Genomic DNA, 17392 nt, shown 5'->3' on the forward strand with positions numbered 1-17392 from the left:
AAGGACAGCTGATGCTGTCCTTTTCTATTTTACAATTTTGATAGCGGTAGGTGCTGAATAACAACACCTTAGCAGTGTTTAGTTACAGTTAGCTGGACCAACTTCTTTCCAAACACCCCATTCGCCAGACTTGCTAGGATCTTGACCTTGAGTCCACCATTTCGCTTCCCAAGTTTTACCTGCGTAAGTCACTTGATCACCACCAGTGTAAACTGCCGTTGCATCCCATGCGTTAGTACAAGTACCACCGCCTGTGCTGTGCTTCGCTACAACAACGGTTGCACTTGCAGTTGATACTGCTTGACCATCACTTACGCTTACTGTGAAGCTTAAGCTTGTGTCTTGTGGGTATTCTGCTGCTGTGAACGTTACTTTCGCACCGTTGACCGTAGCATTTAGACCTTGTGGTAGCGTCCAATCGAACGTTAGTGTGTCGTTGTCAGCATCGCTAGAAGCTGAAGCATCAATCACAACCACGTCACCAGCGCTTGCCGTTGCTGGTGCGGAAACCTGTGCAACTGGCGCTGTGTTTGGTGGATCAATCACGCCTGCTGGCTTAACGGTGACTACAACAAGATCAGAAGCCGTTGCGCCTTCGTTATCTGTTACGGTCAGCTTAAACGTTAGTTGCTCTTCAACTGCGACTTCTACCGCATCAAAGCTTGCTGTTGCTGTGTTCGCGCCAGATAGAACGACTGCAGTACCTGATACTTGCTCCCAAGCGTAACTTGCGATTGTACCGTCAGAGTCAGTTGAGTTGCTGCCATCAAGCACAACGCTTGCAGGACCTGTTACTGCTTGGTCTGCGCCTGCTGCTGCCGTTGGTTTACGGTTTGGTGGGGTAACGACGCCGCCAGCCATACCTTCGTGCATTGCATTAAGGATGTCGCCGTTATCTGCATCAATCTCCCAAGAGAATAGACCTGCTAGACCTAGAGATTTTGCGTAGTTGCCTTTCGCTAACACAGAACGATGATCGTCAAATGTGATTAGCTCACCAGTCGAACGGTTCCACACCCAAGGTGCTTCTGCTTGCGCATCATAGCCGTATTCAAAGCCGTTGATGCCAGTGTTGTTCGCACCTAGCATAAATGACTTAATACCTTTGTAGTCGATTACGCCATCTTCCCAAACACCTTGAGCTGTGCTGCCTTTCAGTTTGCCTGTTGCAGTACCGGTCATTGGGTCATTTGGATCTGTTAGCGTATCAGGTGTTACACCTTCCCAACCACGACCATACATCGCTGTACCAAGAACCAGTTTATTTGCAGGAACACCTTGCGCTAGAAGAAGCTGGATACCGTTATCTGCAGTGTATGCTGGACCTTTGTACGGTTCGCCGTTTTCATCCACGCCGCTGCCATCACACTGACCAGGACGCATGAATGAGCCACAGTAAAGAGCAGTTTGGTGACCAGGAACGTTGTTCCAGCCGCCGTAGAAGTCGTAAGTCATCGCAAAGATGTAGTCCATGTACTGAACCGCGTCTGCGTAATCTACGTCTTCAATCTTGTCGTAACCAACACCGATTGCTGAAGTTAGCTCGTAAGTACGACCTGTTTCTGCTTCAAGTTCATCTAGCATTACACGTAGTTCACGCATCAATGCAATGTATGCAGGACCATCGTTTACAGGGTCACCCTTATCTGCTGCAGCGCCGCCGCCACCAGGGAATTCCCAGTCAATATCTACGCCGTCGTAAAATTTCCAAGTTTTCAGGAATTTCTTAACTGACGCGACAAACGTGTCACGATTCTTCTTATCAACGAAGTCGTAGAATGGGTCAGAAAGTGTCCAACCACCGATAGATGGGATAATTTTTAGATCCGGGTTACGTTGTTTCAACGCCATTAGCATTGCGTAGTTACCCTTGATTGGCGTGCTGTATTCATGACCTGCTTGAGGGAAGCTCTTCTGATAAGCAGCCCACGGGTCATGGATAACCACTTCGTAATCATTCACACCACGACATGCCGTTTGCAGTGCATTAAAGCTGTTACCACCAACTGATTTTACTGATTCGTTTGGACCACAAATTGGGATAAAGCCGTAAAGGATGTGAGTTAGGTTATCAACTGGCATGTTGTCGACAGTGTAATCACGACCGTAGATGCCCCATTCAACAAAATAAGTACCCATCACGATACTTGGATCTGTGTTGTAGCTCTTGTTGTTCGGATCAACATTCATCGTCAGAGGCTTCAAGTGTGAGCCGTCTGTATCTGCAATGGTAATTTCTACCGGAGCGCTCTTAGAACAACCTGTTGCGTCACACGCTTCGATTTCCATTTGGTACAAGCCGCCTTGACCATATTCAAACGAAGCTGTGGTTTGACTGCCACTGATAGCGCCTGTTGCCACTTTTACACCGTCAAAGTAGACGTTGTAAGTGTCGCCAGATGTGCCACTCCACTGGTTAAATTTCACTTTGATCTTAGCCAGTTCATGGTATTTGACCATGTCGTTGTAGCCAGATGTGGTTTCCATTGCCAATTCAATTTTAGAAAATTGAAGGTTATTGGAACCGTACATATCGATACTTGGTGCGGTTGGAGCCGCGTTTGCAGCGCCAGATAGTGCTAGGGCAACCCCAACTGCACATAGGTTAAATCGAATCATAACTTCTCTCTCAATCCTTGAATTCATGCTCGTTTAGGAACATAAGCTGCTCTTGCGACAGAAAAGACAATCAATTCACACACTGTGCAAAAGCATCCCTTTGAGCATTTCAGAGGCTTATTTTTTTTCAAAAAAAAATAAATCAAGATTCGACCGTGTTACACAAAACTCACTACAAGAAACATAGTTTTGCATAGAAAATACAATATTGAGCCAAGATTTTATAAATATTTTGCATGTATTTAATTAATCGCTTACTCAGTCCGTAGGGGTTATTTTGCGAGTGAAATTAAACTTTTCTGATGAAACAGAAAGAGTTACGACATAGAGGTAGCGTTGAAAAGGAGGTTATTTGCGACTGAAGTGTTCGCTCAACGCTGCTCTGCGTTTGGAAGCTGCGCCAGTTTCTGAGCCCTGAACCGTGTGTTCGAAGCCTTTTAGGATAAAGCGTTGGTCAGGGAGTCGAGGCTCAATGCGTCGTATCTGTGGAGAGAGATGAGACCCTGAGATTTGGTACTCAGTTTTGCCAAGCCCGGTGTTCAGTGTGACGACTTTGCCATCAAACTCGAATTGAGTGGCGATAAGGCGATGGTTGCGAAAGACACCTTCGGGTGTAAAAGAAAGCTGTTCGGTTTGATAAGGTGGCGCACCGATCTCTATCCATTCACCGTAGATTTTGTTTGGGTCGATGTAATCTAAGTAAGATGCGTACAACTGGTAACTAAGCACACTAATCAACGAGCAACCGAAAACAGCAAAGCCCCCTTTAATGATTTTGAACTGATGACGAGCCCAAAATGAGGGTTGCGGTTCTGGCTTCTGTTTCCTTTTCCTGCGCGCAGTGGTGGTCATGATTCCTACTTACCTTCCTTTTTTATTATGGTGAGAAGCTTGAGCTACAAAAACAAACAATCTAGCTTTTGAGACGGTGAAACTATGATCTGATGTCCACTTTTACATTCCGAAACACAGTTATTGAGAATTTGCTCTTTCAACTAAGACCCATTTAGAGACTTGAGTCGTAAACCGAAACAGGGTAAAAAAGAGCTGATTTTTGATAAGGAAACCAATAATGAGTATTAAGGAAAACAGTTATTTTGCTGGTGGCGTAAAGTCACTAGGTTTTAGTCAACAAGGGCAGGATGTCAGTGTTGGCGTGATGCTACCAGGTGAATACACGTTCGGTACACAAGCGCCGGAGCGTATGAGTGTTGTTAAAGGTGCGTTGATCGTAAAGAAAGCGGGTGAAGTGGATTGGGTCACCTACAATAGTGGTGAATTCTTCGAAGTTGAAGGTAATTCATCATTCGAACTGCAAGTGAAAGACGCGACCGCGTATTTATGTGAGTACCTCTAAGCACTAAATAGAATTGAGATAAAAGCCACCTTTTGGGTGGCTTTTTTCATGCATGTTGTTCAGATACAAACGTTTTTTAACAACAAACTGATAACTTTGTATATACTTAGTACAGGTGCAACCATCAACAAGGAGGAAGTGATGGCAGTACAACCTAAACATTCTGATCTCCCTCCTCGCTTTGAGGCGACGGAATTTACGACAGAGCAAAGGCACCGTTTCACGAAAGTTGCGAATGCGGCACAAAAGCGTCGTGCTTTCTATAAACGAGCGATTGAAAACAGTCTAGTCGGGAAAATTAAGGAACGGGCACTGAAACCCGTTATTCGTCCTAGAGAGGATAAACCAAGTAAAACACGCCAAGTGATTTGGTTGATTACGTTTTTGCTCGGCGGTTTATGGGCGATGTACATGTTTGCTTAACATGTGTGATAACGACCATTTGCACTTGCCATGATGCTAAGCAATTGGTCGTTATAAACTGGCATCGCGTTGTAACGAGGTCACATTTTCACTTCCCATTGCGCCAACAAGCGAATGTCTTTGATGGCGTAACTCTTCTGCATGCGAGCAATGCTCATAATAGGCGTACTGGTTTTTACCCGTGTGCTTTGCCGCGTACATGGCTTTATCCGCACAACGAGTCAGCTCAGATAGGTCATTCGCATCCTGATGATAGATAGCAACGCCAATGCTCATTGTAAGCTCATTAATCGTGTCTTCCGATTGATAGCCAGTTTTAAATAGATTGACGATGCGATCCATGATGGTGTCTAAGTCCTTTTTACAGCGCACATCGTAGAGCATGAGTACAAACTCATCACCCGCAAAGCGAGCGATCGAATAATCGTGTTTGTCTGTCTTTCGGTCTTTGTTGCGAATGTTGTTTTTCAAGCGTGTCGCGAAGTGTTTTAGTACGCGGTCACCCACATCATGACCATAGTTATCATTGATGTGTTTGAAGTTATCAATATCAAGGAAGACCAATGCGGTAACCGTATTACTATGGGTTTGATCTAGCTCCTCTAGCTTGGCGCGAGCCCAAGTTTCAAAACTCCAGCGATTCGCTAAGCCTGTCAATTGATCGAGATAAGCGAGTTCTTCAATCCCTTCTCGATAGAGAGTTTGGATGTAATTAACCACTTTTGAGTAGTAATAAGAAAACGTATGGCACACAAAGCAGATCGCCACTAAGGTGAACATAAAGCGACGCTCAGTCATTTCACTTGCAGTGGGAACACTTTCTAGAAAGGTTAAACCAAAAAAAATGATGAGTGTGTAACTGACACTGAATAGTAAGCCGACCTTAAATTCATTAATTAGAATAATGGCAGCCACAATGGGGTAGAGCCAAAGCAACCTGCCGGATGGCGCGTCGTTATAGAGCAGCAGTAGTAAACCATCGAACATCAATACCGCGGTGAGCAGTAAATCTGCGTATTGATGATGCCCACGTACTTTAATTAAATAACTGATGGCTAAACATGCCACAGCACACAGACCAATTAAAAAGCTAAGCCCCCAGTTCCCTTCAAAGTAATGCAGCACAGAGCCATAGGCTAAAAATGCCGTCGCAATGCTGGAACAGAGAAATACAATCTTCTTTTTTCTTGTCGATCGGATATCCGCCATTTCCTCTAGGCGTGCTCCGGCCAATTTCGACATTGTGTATCCCTACTTTAGAATTATTTAATGCCTATTCTAGGTGGTAATTTAGTACTACATGGAATAGCAATACGTCTAATTGTGATATGAATCATGTTTGGCATGAGTGTGAGTTGTTGAATTTGTAAGAAATTTACGACTTGTGAAAGTTTTCAGGATTATGAAAACTTTCAAAAAACCAAGTATGAATTGCGCTTATTTTGAACAAATTAACGTGATTATTCTTAAACATTTCTGTGAAATGAAAGCGATTTCAAAATATGAATGACAAATTAGAATCTAATAACATTATGATTTTCATTAACAAAATACGGCGCTAGTTTCATGCGTTGTTTCATGTCATTTCGAGTGCTTGTGCCATGTGAAGCAGTAGCGACTTTTCAAACGTTTCATTCCTTAAGATCCCTATTGAAATAATTACACCTACAAAAACTTAGGGAAATCACATGAAAAACTTAAAGGTTTTACCTCTCACTCTTGCAGTGGCCACTTCGCTTGCTTCTCTTTTTACTTTTGCTGCCGATTCTGATGTAGAAGCTTTGGAAAAACGTATTCAAGAACTGGAGAAACGCATTGACCCAACTTATGTCGATGACCAACAACCAGCGGTATTAACGCCGGACATTGAGATTCCTTATGGCGTTGTGTTCTCTGGTTATGCTCGTTACGGTGCTCACTACCAAGGGGGCGACCAAAAGTACGTGATGGTTGATGGCTCTTTTAACGGCTCATCCGCTATTGGTCGATTAGGTAACGAAGGCAATGGCGGTGAATTCCAGTTAGCAAAAGCATTTAAGAATGACAGTGGCGCAATCTGGGATGTTGTGGTGATGTTCGATCACTGGGGTGACGAGGTGAACCTGAAAAAGGCTTATGCAGGCGTTACGAATGTACTAGAGAGTCAGCCGAACGCTTACATTTGGGCTGGTCGTGATTTCCATCAGCGTCCACAACAGGGCATCAACGATTACTTTTGGATGATGCACGATGGTCAAGGTGGCGGTATCAACAACCTTGAGCTTGGTTCCGTCAAACTTGACCTTGGTGTGGTTGCTTCGGTTGAAAGCTGTAACCCGGAAATCACTCCGGGATCAAACCCTTCAATCTCTTGTACTGGTGGCTCTGGAACGGGTGATAGCGGTGCGTATGCATTCACATCTAAACTGCACGGCATTGATATGGGCTTTGCTGATTTAGAGCTTTACGCGAACTATGGTTTTGATTCAGAAGCAATTGAGAGCTCAGAACACATTGATGCTTACCAGCTGGGTGCGGTGATTTCTCGTGCACACGACAGCGGATCAAACCGTTTAGTGTTGCGTTATTCTGATAACGCTGACAACGGCGTATTCTGGAAAAAAGAAGACTTAACAACTATTTACGCAAGCTTTGAAGGTAATGCAAACCTTGGTGAAAACGCTGCGGTTGAATACCTATTGGCATATCACGATTACTCAATTGACGGTTCAAACAAGCTTGAAGATGAGCGTACTAACTACAGTGCTATCGTCCGTCCGATGTACTTCTGGAATGATGTTCACTCGACTTGGCTAGAAGCGGGTTACCAAATGGTTGATTACGCACGTGCCGATGATGACAACACAGGCTGGAAAGTGACGCTATCGCAAAATATCTCGTTTGATTGGGGCGCTGGCGCCCGTCCGATGCTCCGCTTCTACGCGACGGCAGGTGAGGTCGACAACAAAGCAACCAACAATGACCCTAAGCAAGACACATTTAGCGTAGGTGCTATGTGGGAAGCTTGGTGGTAAACCGAGTCTAATTAATTACTGTCCATGTAACAGTGGTAGGCACTGAAGGCAGATTTATTAGGTTTCTACCACTGATTTATTTCTTAACTCTCTCTATTTAGTCATGGTGCTCATTGCAGCCAGTGAAAACCATACTGTCCATTATTGACCCTATTTTGAGCCGCATTTGCGGCTCTTTTTTTGTTTCTATGCTTTAAAAAACTGCGCAGAGATCTTTATTAAAGAGTTGTGAAATCAATGCCTTTATTGAATCTCATTTGAACATGAAATGACCGTTTCATGAAACAGTTTCATGACGTGAAAGGAAACTGCCTACCGCTTCATTTTTTCCGATATTGCCCGAATCTAAAGGGATTTCGGTGTGATTTCTCTCACGATAACACCCTAGTGGATAAGAAATACTAGCTGCCATGAAAGCGGTTTCGAGAAATGCATCTCGAAGCAAAATTGAATCTTGATGCTCAGGTGGAAGAGGTTTCTTGTGGCGACGATTAAAGATGTATCTGAATACGCAGGGGTTTCTCAGGCAACGGTTTCTCGTGTGATCAATGGCACTAGCCGTGTAAGTCACGATAAGAAGCTGAAAGTCGAGAAAGCGATTCAAGAACTTGGCTATCGTCCAAACTCAATCGCTCAGGCTTTGGCGTCTAGTCGCACTGGCAGTATTGGCATCATCGTGCCAGAGCTTGGTGGTCCATTTTACTCTGGCATTTTGCACAGCATGGAAGAGCGTCTGCGCCGTTTCGGTTACCACGTGGTGGTAACTGCAGGTTCAAACTCTGAGCAAAGTCAGCGTGAGTCAGTGGAATTTCTGCTTGGACGACGCGTGGATGCCATCATTTTGCATGCACAAAACCTGACGGATGATTATTTAATCGATCTTAAAGAAAAAGGCATTCCGGTGGTACTGGTGAATCGCTTTATTCCAGAAATGGCGCAATGCTGTATTGAGATCGATAACGAATTTGGTGGTCAGTTGGCGACCGAATACTTGTTGCGAATGGGGCATCGCAACATAGCGTGTATCACCGGTCCTCTGGACAAATCTGACGCACGGGGGCGTCTACAAGGTTACCGCAAGGCTCTTGAAGAAGCGGGAATCGAGTATGACGAAGCGTTGGTGTCCGAGGCCGGTTTTACCGAAGAATCAGGGGAAAGCGCAATGCGTAAACTGTTGAAGCGCGATTGTCATTTTACTGCTGTATTTGCGTGTAATGATCATATGGCGTTCGGTGCTTACGAAGTGCTGAAAGCCAATGGTGTAAACGTTCCGGAGCAAATCTCTTTGGTGGGGTTTGATGACATTTTATTTGCACGCTACCTCACGCCAGCCCTAACCACAGTTAACTTCCCTATTGAGCAAATGAGTGCTGAAGCTGTCCAGCTCGTGATTCAAATTCTCAATAAAAATAAACGAGATGTGAACTTCAAATTGTCGCCAAGCTTGGTGCCAAGAAGTTCAGTCAAGGAACTGCATACCCTATAAAACGATAATTAAGGACAACAACATGAAACTGAAAACTTTGACGCTTGCCATGACCGCTGCTTTGGGTGTTGCTGCAACGGTAAATGCGGCTGATGAAACCAAAATTCGCTTCGATGGTTTCCCTGATTTTGATAGTAGCTTGAAAGTGCTGCTACCTGATTTCGAGAAGGAAACGGGCATTAAAGTGGATTACCTAATGAATAACCACGGTGACCACCATACCAAGCTGACAACCAACTTGGCGACGGGTTCTGGCGCAGGTGATGTGATTGTTGTTGATGTAGAAAAAATCGGTCCATTTGTGGCGTCTGGCGGCTTAGTGAATCTGTCTGAAAACTATGGTGCAGACAAATACGCAGAAAACTTTGCGCCTTATGCATGGGCACAGGGTAAAGGTGCAGATGGCGATGTGTATGGTATGCCAGTCGATTTAGGACCGGGTGTGATGTACTACCGCACTGACATTTTTGAAAAAGCGGGCATTGATATCAATGAAGCGATCAAAGATTGGGACTCTTATATTGCGGCGGGCGAAAAGCTGAAGCAACAAAACGTTCAACTGATCGCGTCTGCTGCGGATGTGGCACAAGCGATTATCTTTACCACAGTGCCAGAAGGTGAAGGTCTATACTTCGATAAAGATGGCAACCCAGTCGTGACCTCTGAGCGTTTTGTGCACGCGTTTGAAGTGGCGAAAGAGATTCGTGATAAAGGTTTAGATGGTCGTATTCTTGCGTGGTCAAACGAATGGTACGAAGGCTTCCGTAACGGCACATTTGCTACTCAGCTTTCGGGGGCTTGGCTACTTGGTCACCTAAACAACTGGATTGCTCCTGAGACTGCAGGTAGCTGGGGTGTATCTAACCTTCCTGATGGTATTTACGGTAGTTGGGGTGGCTCATTCCTATCGATTCCAACCCAATCTAAGCATCAAGACGAAGCGTGGAAGCTGATCGAATACATGACAACTCGTCGCGATATTCAGCTTAAACACTTCGAAACTATCGCAGCATTCCCTGCAAACACAACAACTTACGACGACCCTATGTTTGAAGAGAAAGTCGAGTTCCTTGGTGGGCAGCAAGCGCGCTTATTGTTTGCTGAGGTGGCACAAAACATCAAGCCAGTGGCACCAGCAAAAGGCGACCACGTTGCTCGCTCTATCATCCTAGAAAACGCACTGATGGAAGTGCTGGATGAAGGCAAAGACATTGAAACGGCATTGAAAGAAGCGGAACGCATGATTAAGCGCCGCACCCGTAATTTGTAAGCATTTCGCCATTTGGTAAGCAAGGAGGGCGAACCGCCCTCCTGAGTAGAGGTCGTTACTATGAATCATGCAGCGAGCAAGGTTATGGAAACATCACAACGTGAGAGCATTTTTTCTCGTCTAAGTTTGAAAGCGCTTACACCGTATGGATTCCTATTGCCGTTTTTGATTATTTTTTCTGTTTTCGGGATCTTCCCGTTACTGTTTTCAATTTTTCTTTCTTTCCATGAGTGGAACCCAGTCGAAGGTTTGGGTGCGATGGATTACGTCGGGCTAGAGAACTACCACATTGCTCTGACTGACCCGTGGCTGTGGCGCTCATTGAAGAACACCCTTTGGCTAGCCATTACGTCTGGTGTAGCGCAGCACTTGGTTGCTCTGCCTGTGGCGTACATTCTGGTGTCTTTGGGTGACCGTTTTCGTCATTGGTTGACGTCGGCTTATTTCCTGCCGTTCATTACGTCAACGGTGGCTGCGTCACTTATCTTCTTCAACATGTACTCGCCAAACTCAGGGATCATCAACCAAAGCTTAATGGCATTGGCAGACAGCACACTATTTGGTTGGGCATTCTCTTGGGTGAACGACTTCCAGCCAATCCGTTGGTTAGATGACGCAACCATGGTGAAGCCTTCTATCGCCATTATGGTGTTCTGGAAATACACCGGTTTTAACATCGTGCTATACACCACTGGTTTGATGACGATTCCTAAAGACATCCTAGAAGCGGCTCGTATGGATGGTGCAAACGCATGGCGTCGATTCTGGAGCATTTCACTACCAATGATTCGTCCATTCATCTTCTTTGCGGTCACCATGACTATCATCGGTAACTTGCAGTTGTTCGAAGAACCCTTCGTTCTAACGCGAGGTACGGGTGGTACAGGTCAGTCTGGTTTAACCATCTCAATGTACCTCTACAAAGTGGGCTGGGAATGGCTAGAGATGGGTACAGCGTCAGCGATTTCGTGGCTGCTGTTTACCTTGATTGCAGGCTGTACAGCGGTTCAATTCTTCTTCTTCGGTAAGAAAGGTCTAGGGGAGCAATAAGATGAGTACTAACACTTTACCTGCGGTGCAGCGTTGGCGTCCAAGCGATCGCAGTATCGAGATCTTCACCAAAATACTGATGGTGATGCTCGGCTCAATCCTGATTGTTTCTGCCATCATGACCGTATTTCCGTTCATTTGGTCGGCGCTGTTATCAACCCGTGACCGTACCGAAATCTTTGGCACTGGGATTAGCTTTGCGATTGGCGACAGCTTAGCGGTCAACTACGCAAAACTATTGGAAATCATGCCGTTTTGGCAGGCGATGTTTAACTCTATCTACATCGCATTCCTAGGCACCACAATTTCACTGCTGTTTTGTAGCATGGGCGGCTATGCGTTTGCGGTGTACAAGTTCAAGGGCAAAAACGTGCTGTTTGGTATGTTGGTTGGCTCAATGATGATTCCGCCAGTGCTGAGTTTGATCCCTTACTTCATGATCGTGAAGTTTCTCGGCTTACTCGATAACCACTTAGCGGTTTGGTTACCGTTCACAACGACACCATTTGGCATCTTTTTGATGCGTCAGCACGTGGTGGCTTCGATTCCAAAAGAGCTGTTAGAAGCGGCGAAGCTCGATGGCGCAGGTGAATTTAGAACTTACTGGAGTGTGGTATTGCCACTGATGAAACCGGCGCTTGCAACTTTGGCTATCGTGCAGTTTGTCTTCTTCTGGAACATGTTCATGCAGCCACTCGTGGTACTTACAACGCCAGAAAACTACGTGATTACGCAGGCACTGCGAAGCGTGCAGGGCATTCCGAATACGCCGTGGGGAGCGGTGATGCTCGGAACAACCATCTCCATTTTACCGTTAGTGATTACTTACTTATTTGCCTCTAAACAGATGATCAGCGGCTTGACCTCTGGTGCCGTCAAGGGCTAAGCGAAACAAAAGGTTTTATAACAATGAATAAATTCCAATTACCACAAGATTCAAAATTACGTAGCCCAGAGTTCCTATTTGGTGTCGCAACCTCTTCTTATCAGATTGAAGGCGGTGCGCAGTTAGGTGGTCGTACGCCTTCGATTTGGGACACGTTTTGTAATAAGCCAGGCGCAGTTGATAACGCAGACAATGGCGACGTGGCATGTGATCACTTCCATTTGTGGAAGCAAGATATCGAGATGATTCAAGGCTTAGGCGTGGGCGCTTACCGTCTATCGATGGCGTGGCCGCGCATCATTCCAGAAGATGGCAAAGTGAATGAAGAAGGTTTGAAGTTCTATGAGCAAATCATCGATGAGTGTCATGCACGTGGTTTGAAAGTTTTCGTCACGCTTTACCACTGGGATCTACCGCAATACCTAGAAGATAAAGGTGGTTGGTTAAACCGAGAAACGGCTTACAAGTTTGCAGAGTATGCGGATGTAGTTAGTGCTTACTTTGGCGATAAGATTGATTCTTACGCGACACTGAACGAACCATTCTGTTCAGCCTACCTAGGTTACCGTTGGGGTGAACATGCTCCAGGTCTTAAGGGTGAACGCGAAGGTTTCTTATCAGCACACCACCTAATGCTGGGTCATGGTCTTGCGATTCCACACATGCGTAAGAATGCACCAAATGCGATGCACGGTTGTGTGTTCAATGCGACGCCTGCTTACCCATACAGCGAGGCAGATATCGGTGCGGCAGAGTACAGTGATGCGGAAGGTTACCATTGGTTTATGGACCCTGTATTGAAGGGTGAATACCCTCAGTTGGTCTTAGATCGCCAATCGCACAATCTACCGATGATTCTGGAAGGTGACCTCGACATCATCCAAACCGATTTGGACTTTATCGGGATTAACTTTTATACCCGTTGTGTGGTGCGTTACAACGAACATGGTGATATTGAGACCGTTCCTCAACCAGAACAAGAGCACACGTTCATTGGTTGGGAAATTCACCCTCAGGCATTGACGGACTTATTACTGCGTCTGAATGACCGTTATCCAAACTTACCGCCACTTTACATCACTGAAAACGGCGCAGCTGGCGATGACCATTGCATTGCTGGTGAAGTGAATGATGAGCAACGTGTGCGTTACTTCCAACTGCATCTAGAAGCGTTGGATGCTGCGATTAAAGCAGGTGTGAATGTGAATGGTTACTTCGCTTGGAGCTTAATGGATAACTTCGAGTGGGCTTACGGGTACAAGCAGCGCTTCGGCATTGTCCACGTGGATTACCAAACACAAAAACGCACCTTAAAAGCGAGCGCAATTGCTTACCGTAACATGCTGCTAGATCGAGCAGAGGAGAACCAGTAATGGCAAAAGTCGAATTCAAAAACATCAAAAAATCCTACGATGATGTTGAGGTAGTGAAACACTTCGACTTCACGGTGCAAGATGGAGAGTTTGTGGTTTTCCTTGGTCCATCGGGCTGCGGTAAATCGACCACGCTACGCATGCTTGCTGGGTTGGAAAGCATAACGGGTGGTGAGATTTACGTTGGCGATAAGCTGATGAATAAAATCGATGCGAAAGATCGTGACCTTGCGATGGTGTTTCAAAGCTATGCACTGTACCCACATATGACGGTATACGAGAACATCGCTTTTGCACTGAAACTGAAAGGCATGCCAAAAGACCAAATCGATGTTGAAGTGCGTAAAGCGGCAAAAATGCTTGAGTTGGACGCACTGTTAGATCGCAAACCAAAAGAGCTGTCTGGTGGTCAACGTCAACGTGTTGCGATGGGGCGTGCCATGGTGCGCACGCCTAAGGTGTTTTTGTTTGATGAGCCATTATCGAACCTAGATGCCAAGTTGCGTGGTGTAATGCGTGAAGAGATCAAACAGCTTCATCGTGAGCTAAAAACCACCACGATTTACGTAACCCACGATCAAATTGAAGCGATGACACTGGCAGACCGTATCGTGATCTTGAAAGATGGTTATGTAGCTCAAGTTGGCACACCAACGGAAGTGTTCCAACGCCCGGCTAACAAGTTTGTGGCGCAATTCATTGGCAACCCATCCATGAACATGTTGGATGCCAAGCTGATTGGTGAAGACGGTAACTGGGAAGTGGAATTGGGTGATGTTCGTATTCCTCTACCAGAGCGTTTCAAAGCACACGCATCGAAGAACTTAGCACTGCACTTTGGTGTACGTCCTACGGACATCCATCTACGTGCTGAGCAAGTGGATCATGACCGCGTGCTGCCATTCCCTGTCAAAATTAAAGACAAGGAGCTACTAGGTGCAAGTATTCTACTGAAAACGGAAATTGCTGGTCAGCCATTAATGGTTGAAACACAAGCTGCGGAAGTGGATGTGGATAGTTTAACTCTCTACTTGGATTTAGATGCGATTCATCTGTTTGATGCACTGAGTGAAAACTCGCTAGCGACATTCTAAACCCTCGATATGAAAGCCAGTGCGCGCTTGCGTACTGGCAAATTATCTAGCTCTCATTTCCCATATCCAAACGTTGTCGCGTTCCCCGGCGCAACTTATATTTTTGTTATTAGCTTGCTGGGAAAATTCCTACAATGAAAAAGAAAAAAAGAGCAGCATCTATTTACGATGTGGCTAAGTTGGCTGGGGTATCACCGAGCACCGTTTCACGTTTCCTCAACCGTACAACTTTTGTCTCGGACGATAAAAGCCAAAACATAGAGAAAGCGATCAAGTCACTGGGCTATAAGCCGAACTATCAAATGGGACAAGGCACCAATACGCGTTCCATGACGATTGGCGTTCTTATCCAACATCCAGAAAGTCCGCACACCAGTCGTATCCTTAACGATATGGAAAAGGTTCTGAATGCTCAGGGGTACTCGTTGGTGATTGCGACGGGACATTGGCAGCGTTCATTGGAATCGCATGCTTTGGAGTATTTGGCGAAGAGCAATGTCGATGGCGTCATCATTGTAACGGGCAGTTTGACGGAAGCGCAGATACTGGAATATGCAGAGCGAATTCCGGTTGTTGCGGTTGGATACAATGTCATTGGCGATAAGGTTCGATCCATAAATATAGATAATGTATTGGGTGGATATATGGCGACACTGCATTTGATGCAGCAAGGTCATGTTAACATCGCGCATATTAAAGGGCTTTTGAATCAACCAGACGCCGTTGCTCGCTTTGTTGGCTACAAGAACGCACTGCAAGAGGCTGGCATTAAAGTGCTACCAAAATTGGTTAAGCAAGGCGACTTCAGCAGTGAGTCCGGTTATGCCAAAACCGTTGAGTTGATCGAATCTAAAGTGCATTTCTCCGCGTTGTTTGCTGCCAATGACCAAACGGCTTATGGAGCAATAAAAGCTCTGCATGACCATGGTTTTCGTGTACCAGAAGATGTGTCCGTGATCGGTTTTGATGATTTGCCGACCTCACAGTATTTTACGCCAGCATTAACCACGTTGCGTCAGCCAATTGAAGAAGTCGGAGCGCTCAGTGCAGAGTCCATTCTTAATTTATTGAGTGGTGAGAGACACGAGGTGCGTTTGCCACCTATTGAGTTGATTGTTCGTCAATCTACTGCTTCAAAGTTTCGTCAGTCAAGCTAAGGCAATCCGTCGAATACATTAGAAAATATTTTCCGAAACTCGACGAAATTTTGTTGTATTTGTGACCAAACTCCGTCTAGAATTCGCGCCTGCATTTTGGTGGTTAAGTGTTCAATTGCCGAAATGTCCAAATTCTAATAAATCTAATTTTTTGAACTGCCTCACAGTTTTCTGTGGGGCAGTTTTTAGTTGTAGGAAAGGTCTCAATTCATGCCTAAAAGCCAGAATATCAACCAGCGTATGTCTATCGTGGCATTGGCTTGGCCGATACTTGTCGAAATATTGCTACGGACGGCTTTAGGAACCAGTGATGTATTCATGCTGAGTGGTTACTCGGATAAAGCCGTCTCTGCGGTTGGGGTTATCACGCAGCTCACGTTCTTCCTGATCATCGTATCCACCTTTGTGAGTAGTGGCACGGGCATCTTGATCGCGCAATACAACGGTGCAGGGCGTGAGAAAGACTCTGTTGATGTTGGCGTTGCCAGCGTAGCTTTGTCCGTTATTGTTGGTGCCTTTTTGAGTGTGCTTGCTGTGATCGGTGCGGTGTTCTTCTTACCTTATTACGGGTTAGAGGCGCAGGTTGAGCAGTACGCAAGGGAATACTTGCTGATCAGCGGTGCGATGACGTTCAACGTGACGATTGGTATCGTCTTCACCACAATTCTGCGCAGCCATGGTTACTCACGCTCACCAATGGTGGTGAACCTTATCTCTGGTGTATTCAATATCATTGGTAACTACATTGCTTTGTACCAGCCTTTTGGTTTGCCTGTGTATGGCGTTGAAGGCGTTGCGGTGGCGACTGTCGTCAGCCAAGTGATCGGTACTTTGCTATTAGGTGTGATTTTGAAACGCAGCAGTATTGAATTGCCAATGTCTAAGCTCAAACAAGTTCCGAAAGAGGTTTACAAAAAGATCTTAAAAATCGGTGGCATGAACGCGGGCGAAGTATTGTCTTACAACATGGCGCAAATCTGCATCGTGTACTTTGTGGTGCAAATGGGTACCTCTTCGCTAGCGGCATTTACCTATGCGCAAAACATCGCACGTTTCTCTTTCGCGTTTGCACTGGCGATTGGTCAGGCAGCGCAAATCCAGACAGGGTACTACATAGGCAAAGGTTGGGTGACCAGCATTTTGAAACGTGTGCAGATCTACTTTTTGATTGGCTTTGCGGCGTCAACAGCAGCGACGTGTTTGATCTACCTATTCCATGAAGAGATTCTGAGCGTGTTTACCGATCAGCCAGAAATCTTGGCATTGGCGGGCGCATTGGTCATGGGGTCAATCGTGCTAGAAGCAGGACGCGTGTTTAACCTGATCTTCATTTCGGCACTCAAGGGGGCGGGCGACATCAAGTTCCCCGTACAGATGGGTATTCTGAGCATGTGGGGATTAGGTGTGGTGTTTTCTTACATCTTCGGCATTCACATGGGTTATGGCGTGATTGGTGCTTGGATGGCAATTGCTCTAGATGAATGGGTGCGCGGTATCATTATGGCAAGACGCTGGCGCTCTCAATTGTGGACGAAGTTTAAAGTCAGTTAACTTCCGTTCATAAAAACCAGAGATTCCAGACATCTCGTTCCTCGATTCTGGAATGACAATGTTTAGTTATGGTGATTGGAAACCTAACTCTATAACGCGTCATTCCCGATAG

General features: G+C 45.7%; 14 protein-coding genes. 11 read left to right on the plus strand and 3 right to left on the minus strand.

Annotated elements, in window-relative coordinates; all coding sequences use genetic code 11:
* Positions 1-78 precede the first annotated feature (78 nt).
* The gene (locus QMY49_RS19745) at positions 79-2619 is read right to left on the minus strand and encodes a glycosyl hydrolase family 18 protein (protein WP_283316295.1); all 2541 of its coding nucleotides are present in this window, start codon (positions 2617-2619) and stop codon (positions 79-81) included.
* Between the two features lie 348 nt (positions 2620-2967).
* Positions 2968-3471: a DUF2850 domain-containing protein gene (locus tag QMY49_RS19750; RefSeq protein WP_029790555.1), complete on the minus strand. Its 504-nt coding sequence runs from the start codon at positions 3469-3471 to the stop codon at positions 2968-2970.
* 220 nt (positions 3472-3691) lie between these two features.
* Between QMY49_RS19750 and ppnP the strand changes: the two genes are divergently transcribed.
* Both ppnP and QMY49_RS19760 read left to right on the plus strand, forming a co-directional pair.
* Positions 3692-3976 (plus strand): pyrimidine/purine nucleoside phosphorylase, encoded by a 285-nt coding sequence (gene ppnP, locus QMY49_RS19755; RefSeq protein ID WP_005448986.1) that lies wholly within the window; start codon positions 3692-3694, stop codon positions 3974-3976.
* Between the two features lie 141 nt (positions 3977-4117).
* The gene (locus QMY49_RS19760) at positions 4118-4399 is read left to right on the plus strand and encodes a hypothetical protein (RefSeq protein WP_005448987.1); all 282 of its coding nucleotides are present in this window, start codon (positions 4118-4120) and stop codon (positions 4397-4399) included.
* A gap of 51 nt (positions 4400-4450) precedes the next feature.
* Here the strand turns inward: QMY49_RS19760 and QMY49_RS19765 are convergent, their stop codons facing one another.
* Positions 4451-5641, minus strand: a complete 1191-nt coding sequence (locus QMY49_RS19765) for a GGDEF domain-containing protein (protein WP_005448988.1) — start codon at positions 5639-5641, stop codon at positions 4451-4453.
* A gap of 446 nt (positions 5642-6087) precedes the next feature.
* Between QMY49_RS19765 and QMY49_RS19770 the strand changes: the two genes are divergently transcribed.
* From QMY49_RS19770 to QMY49_RS19810, 9 genes are all read left to right on the plus strand, one after another.
* Positions 6088-7413 (plus strand): carbohydrate porin, encoded by a 1326-nt coding sequence (locus QMY49_RS19770; RefSeq protein WP_283316304.1) that lies wholly within the window; start codon positions 6088-6090, stop codon positions 7411-7413.
* A 481-nt stretch (positions 7414-7894) separates the two neighbouring features.
* Positions 7895-8899 carry a LacI family DNA-binding transcriptional regulator gene (locus QMY49_RS19775; RefSeq protein WP_005448990.1) on the plus strand — a complete coding sequence of 335 codons (1005 nt, stop codon included), beginning with the start codon at positions 7895-7897 and terminating at the stop codon, positions 8897-8899.
* Between the two features lie 22 nt (positions 8900-8921).
* Entirely contained in the window at positions 8922-10169 is a 1248-nt protein-coding gene (locus QMY49_RS19780; RefSeq protein WP_005448993.1) for an ABC transporter substrate-binding protein, read from the plus strand.
* Between the two features lie 60 nt (positions 10170-10229).
* On the plus strand, positions 10230-11219 hold the full coding sequence (locus tag QMY49_RS19785; RefSeq protein WP_005448995.1) for a carbohydrate ABC transporter permease: 990 nt from the start codon (positions 10230-10232) through the stop codon (positions 11217-11219).
* Position 11220: 1 nt separating this feature from the next.
* A complete protein-coding gene (locus QMY49_RS19790; protein ID WP_049535087.1) occupies positions 11221-12105 on the plus strand; it encodes a carbohydrate ABC transporter permease in 885 nt (294 codons plus the stop codon).
* Between the two features lie 23 nt (positions 12106-12128).
* Positions 12129-13478 (plus strand): GH1 family beta-glucosidase, encoded by a 1350-nt coding sequence (locus QMY49_RS19795; RefSeq protein ID WP_050925962.1) that lies wholly within the window; start codon positions 12129-12131, stop codon positions 13476-13478.
* Positions 13478-14572: an ABC transporter ATP-binding protein gene (locus tag QMY49_RS19800; protein ID WP_005448999.1), complete on the plus strand. Its 1095-nt coding sequence runs from the start codon at positions 13478-13480 to the stop codon at positions 14570-14572. The genes QMY49_RS19795 and QMY49_RS19800 overlap by 1 nt, the downstream gene beginning before the upstream one ends.
* Positions 14573-14706: 134 nt before the next feature.
* Entirely contained in the window at positions 14707-15729 is a 1023-nt protein-coding gene (locus QMY49_RS19805; RefSeq protein ID WP_009696617.1) for a LacI family DNA-binding transcriptional regulator, read from the plus strand.
* A gap of 210 nt (positions 15730-15939) precedes the next feature.
* Positions 15940-17280: an MATE family efflux transporter gene (locus tag QMY49_RS19810; protein ID WP_050908848.1), complete on the plus strand. Its 1341-nt coding sequence runs from the start codon at positions 15940-15942 to the stop codon at positions 17278-17280.
* Positions 17281-17392 lie beyond the last annotated feature (112 nt).

The sequence above is a fragment of the Vibrio harveyi genome, from assembly GCF_030060435.1.
Lineage (GTDB): Bacteria > Pseudomonadota > Gammaproteobacteria > Enterobacterales > Vibrionaceae > Vibrio > Vibrio harveyi.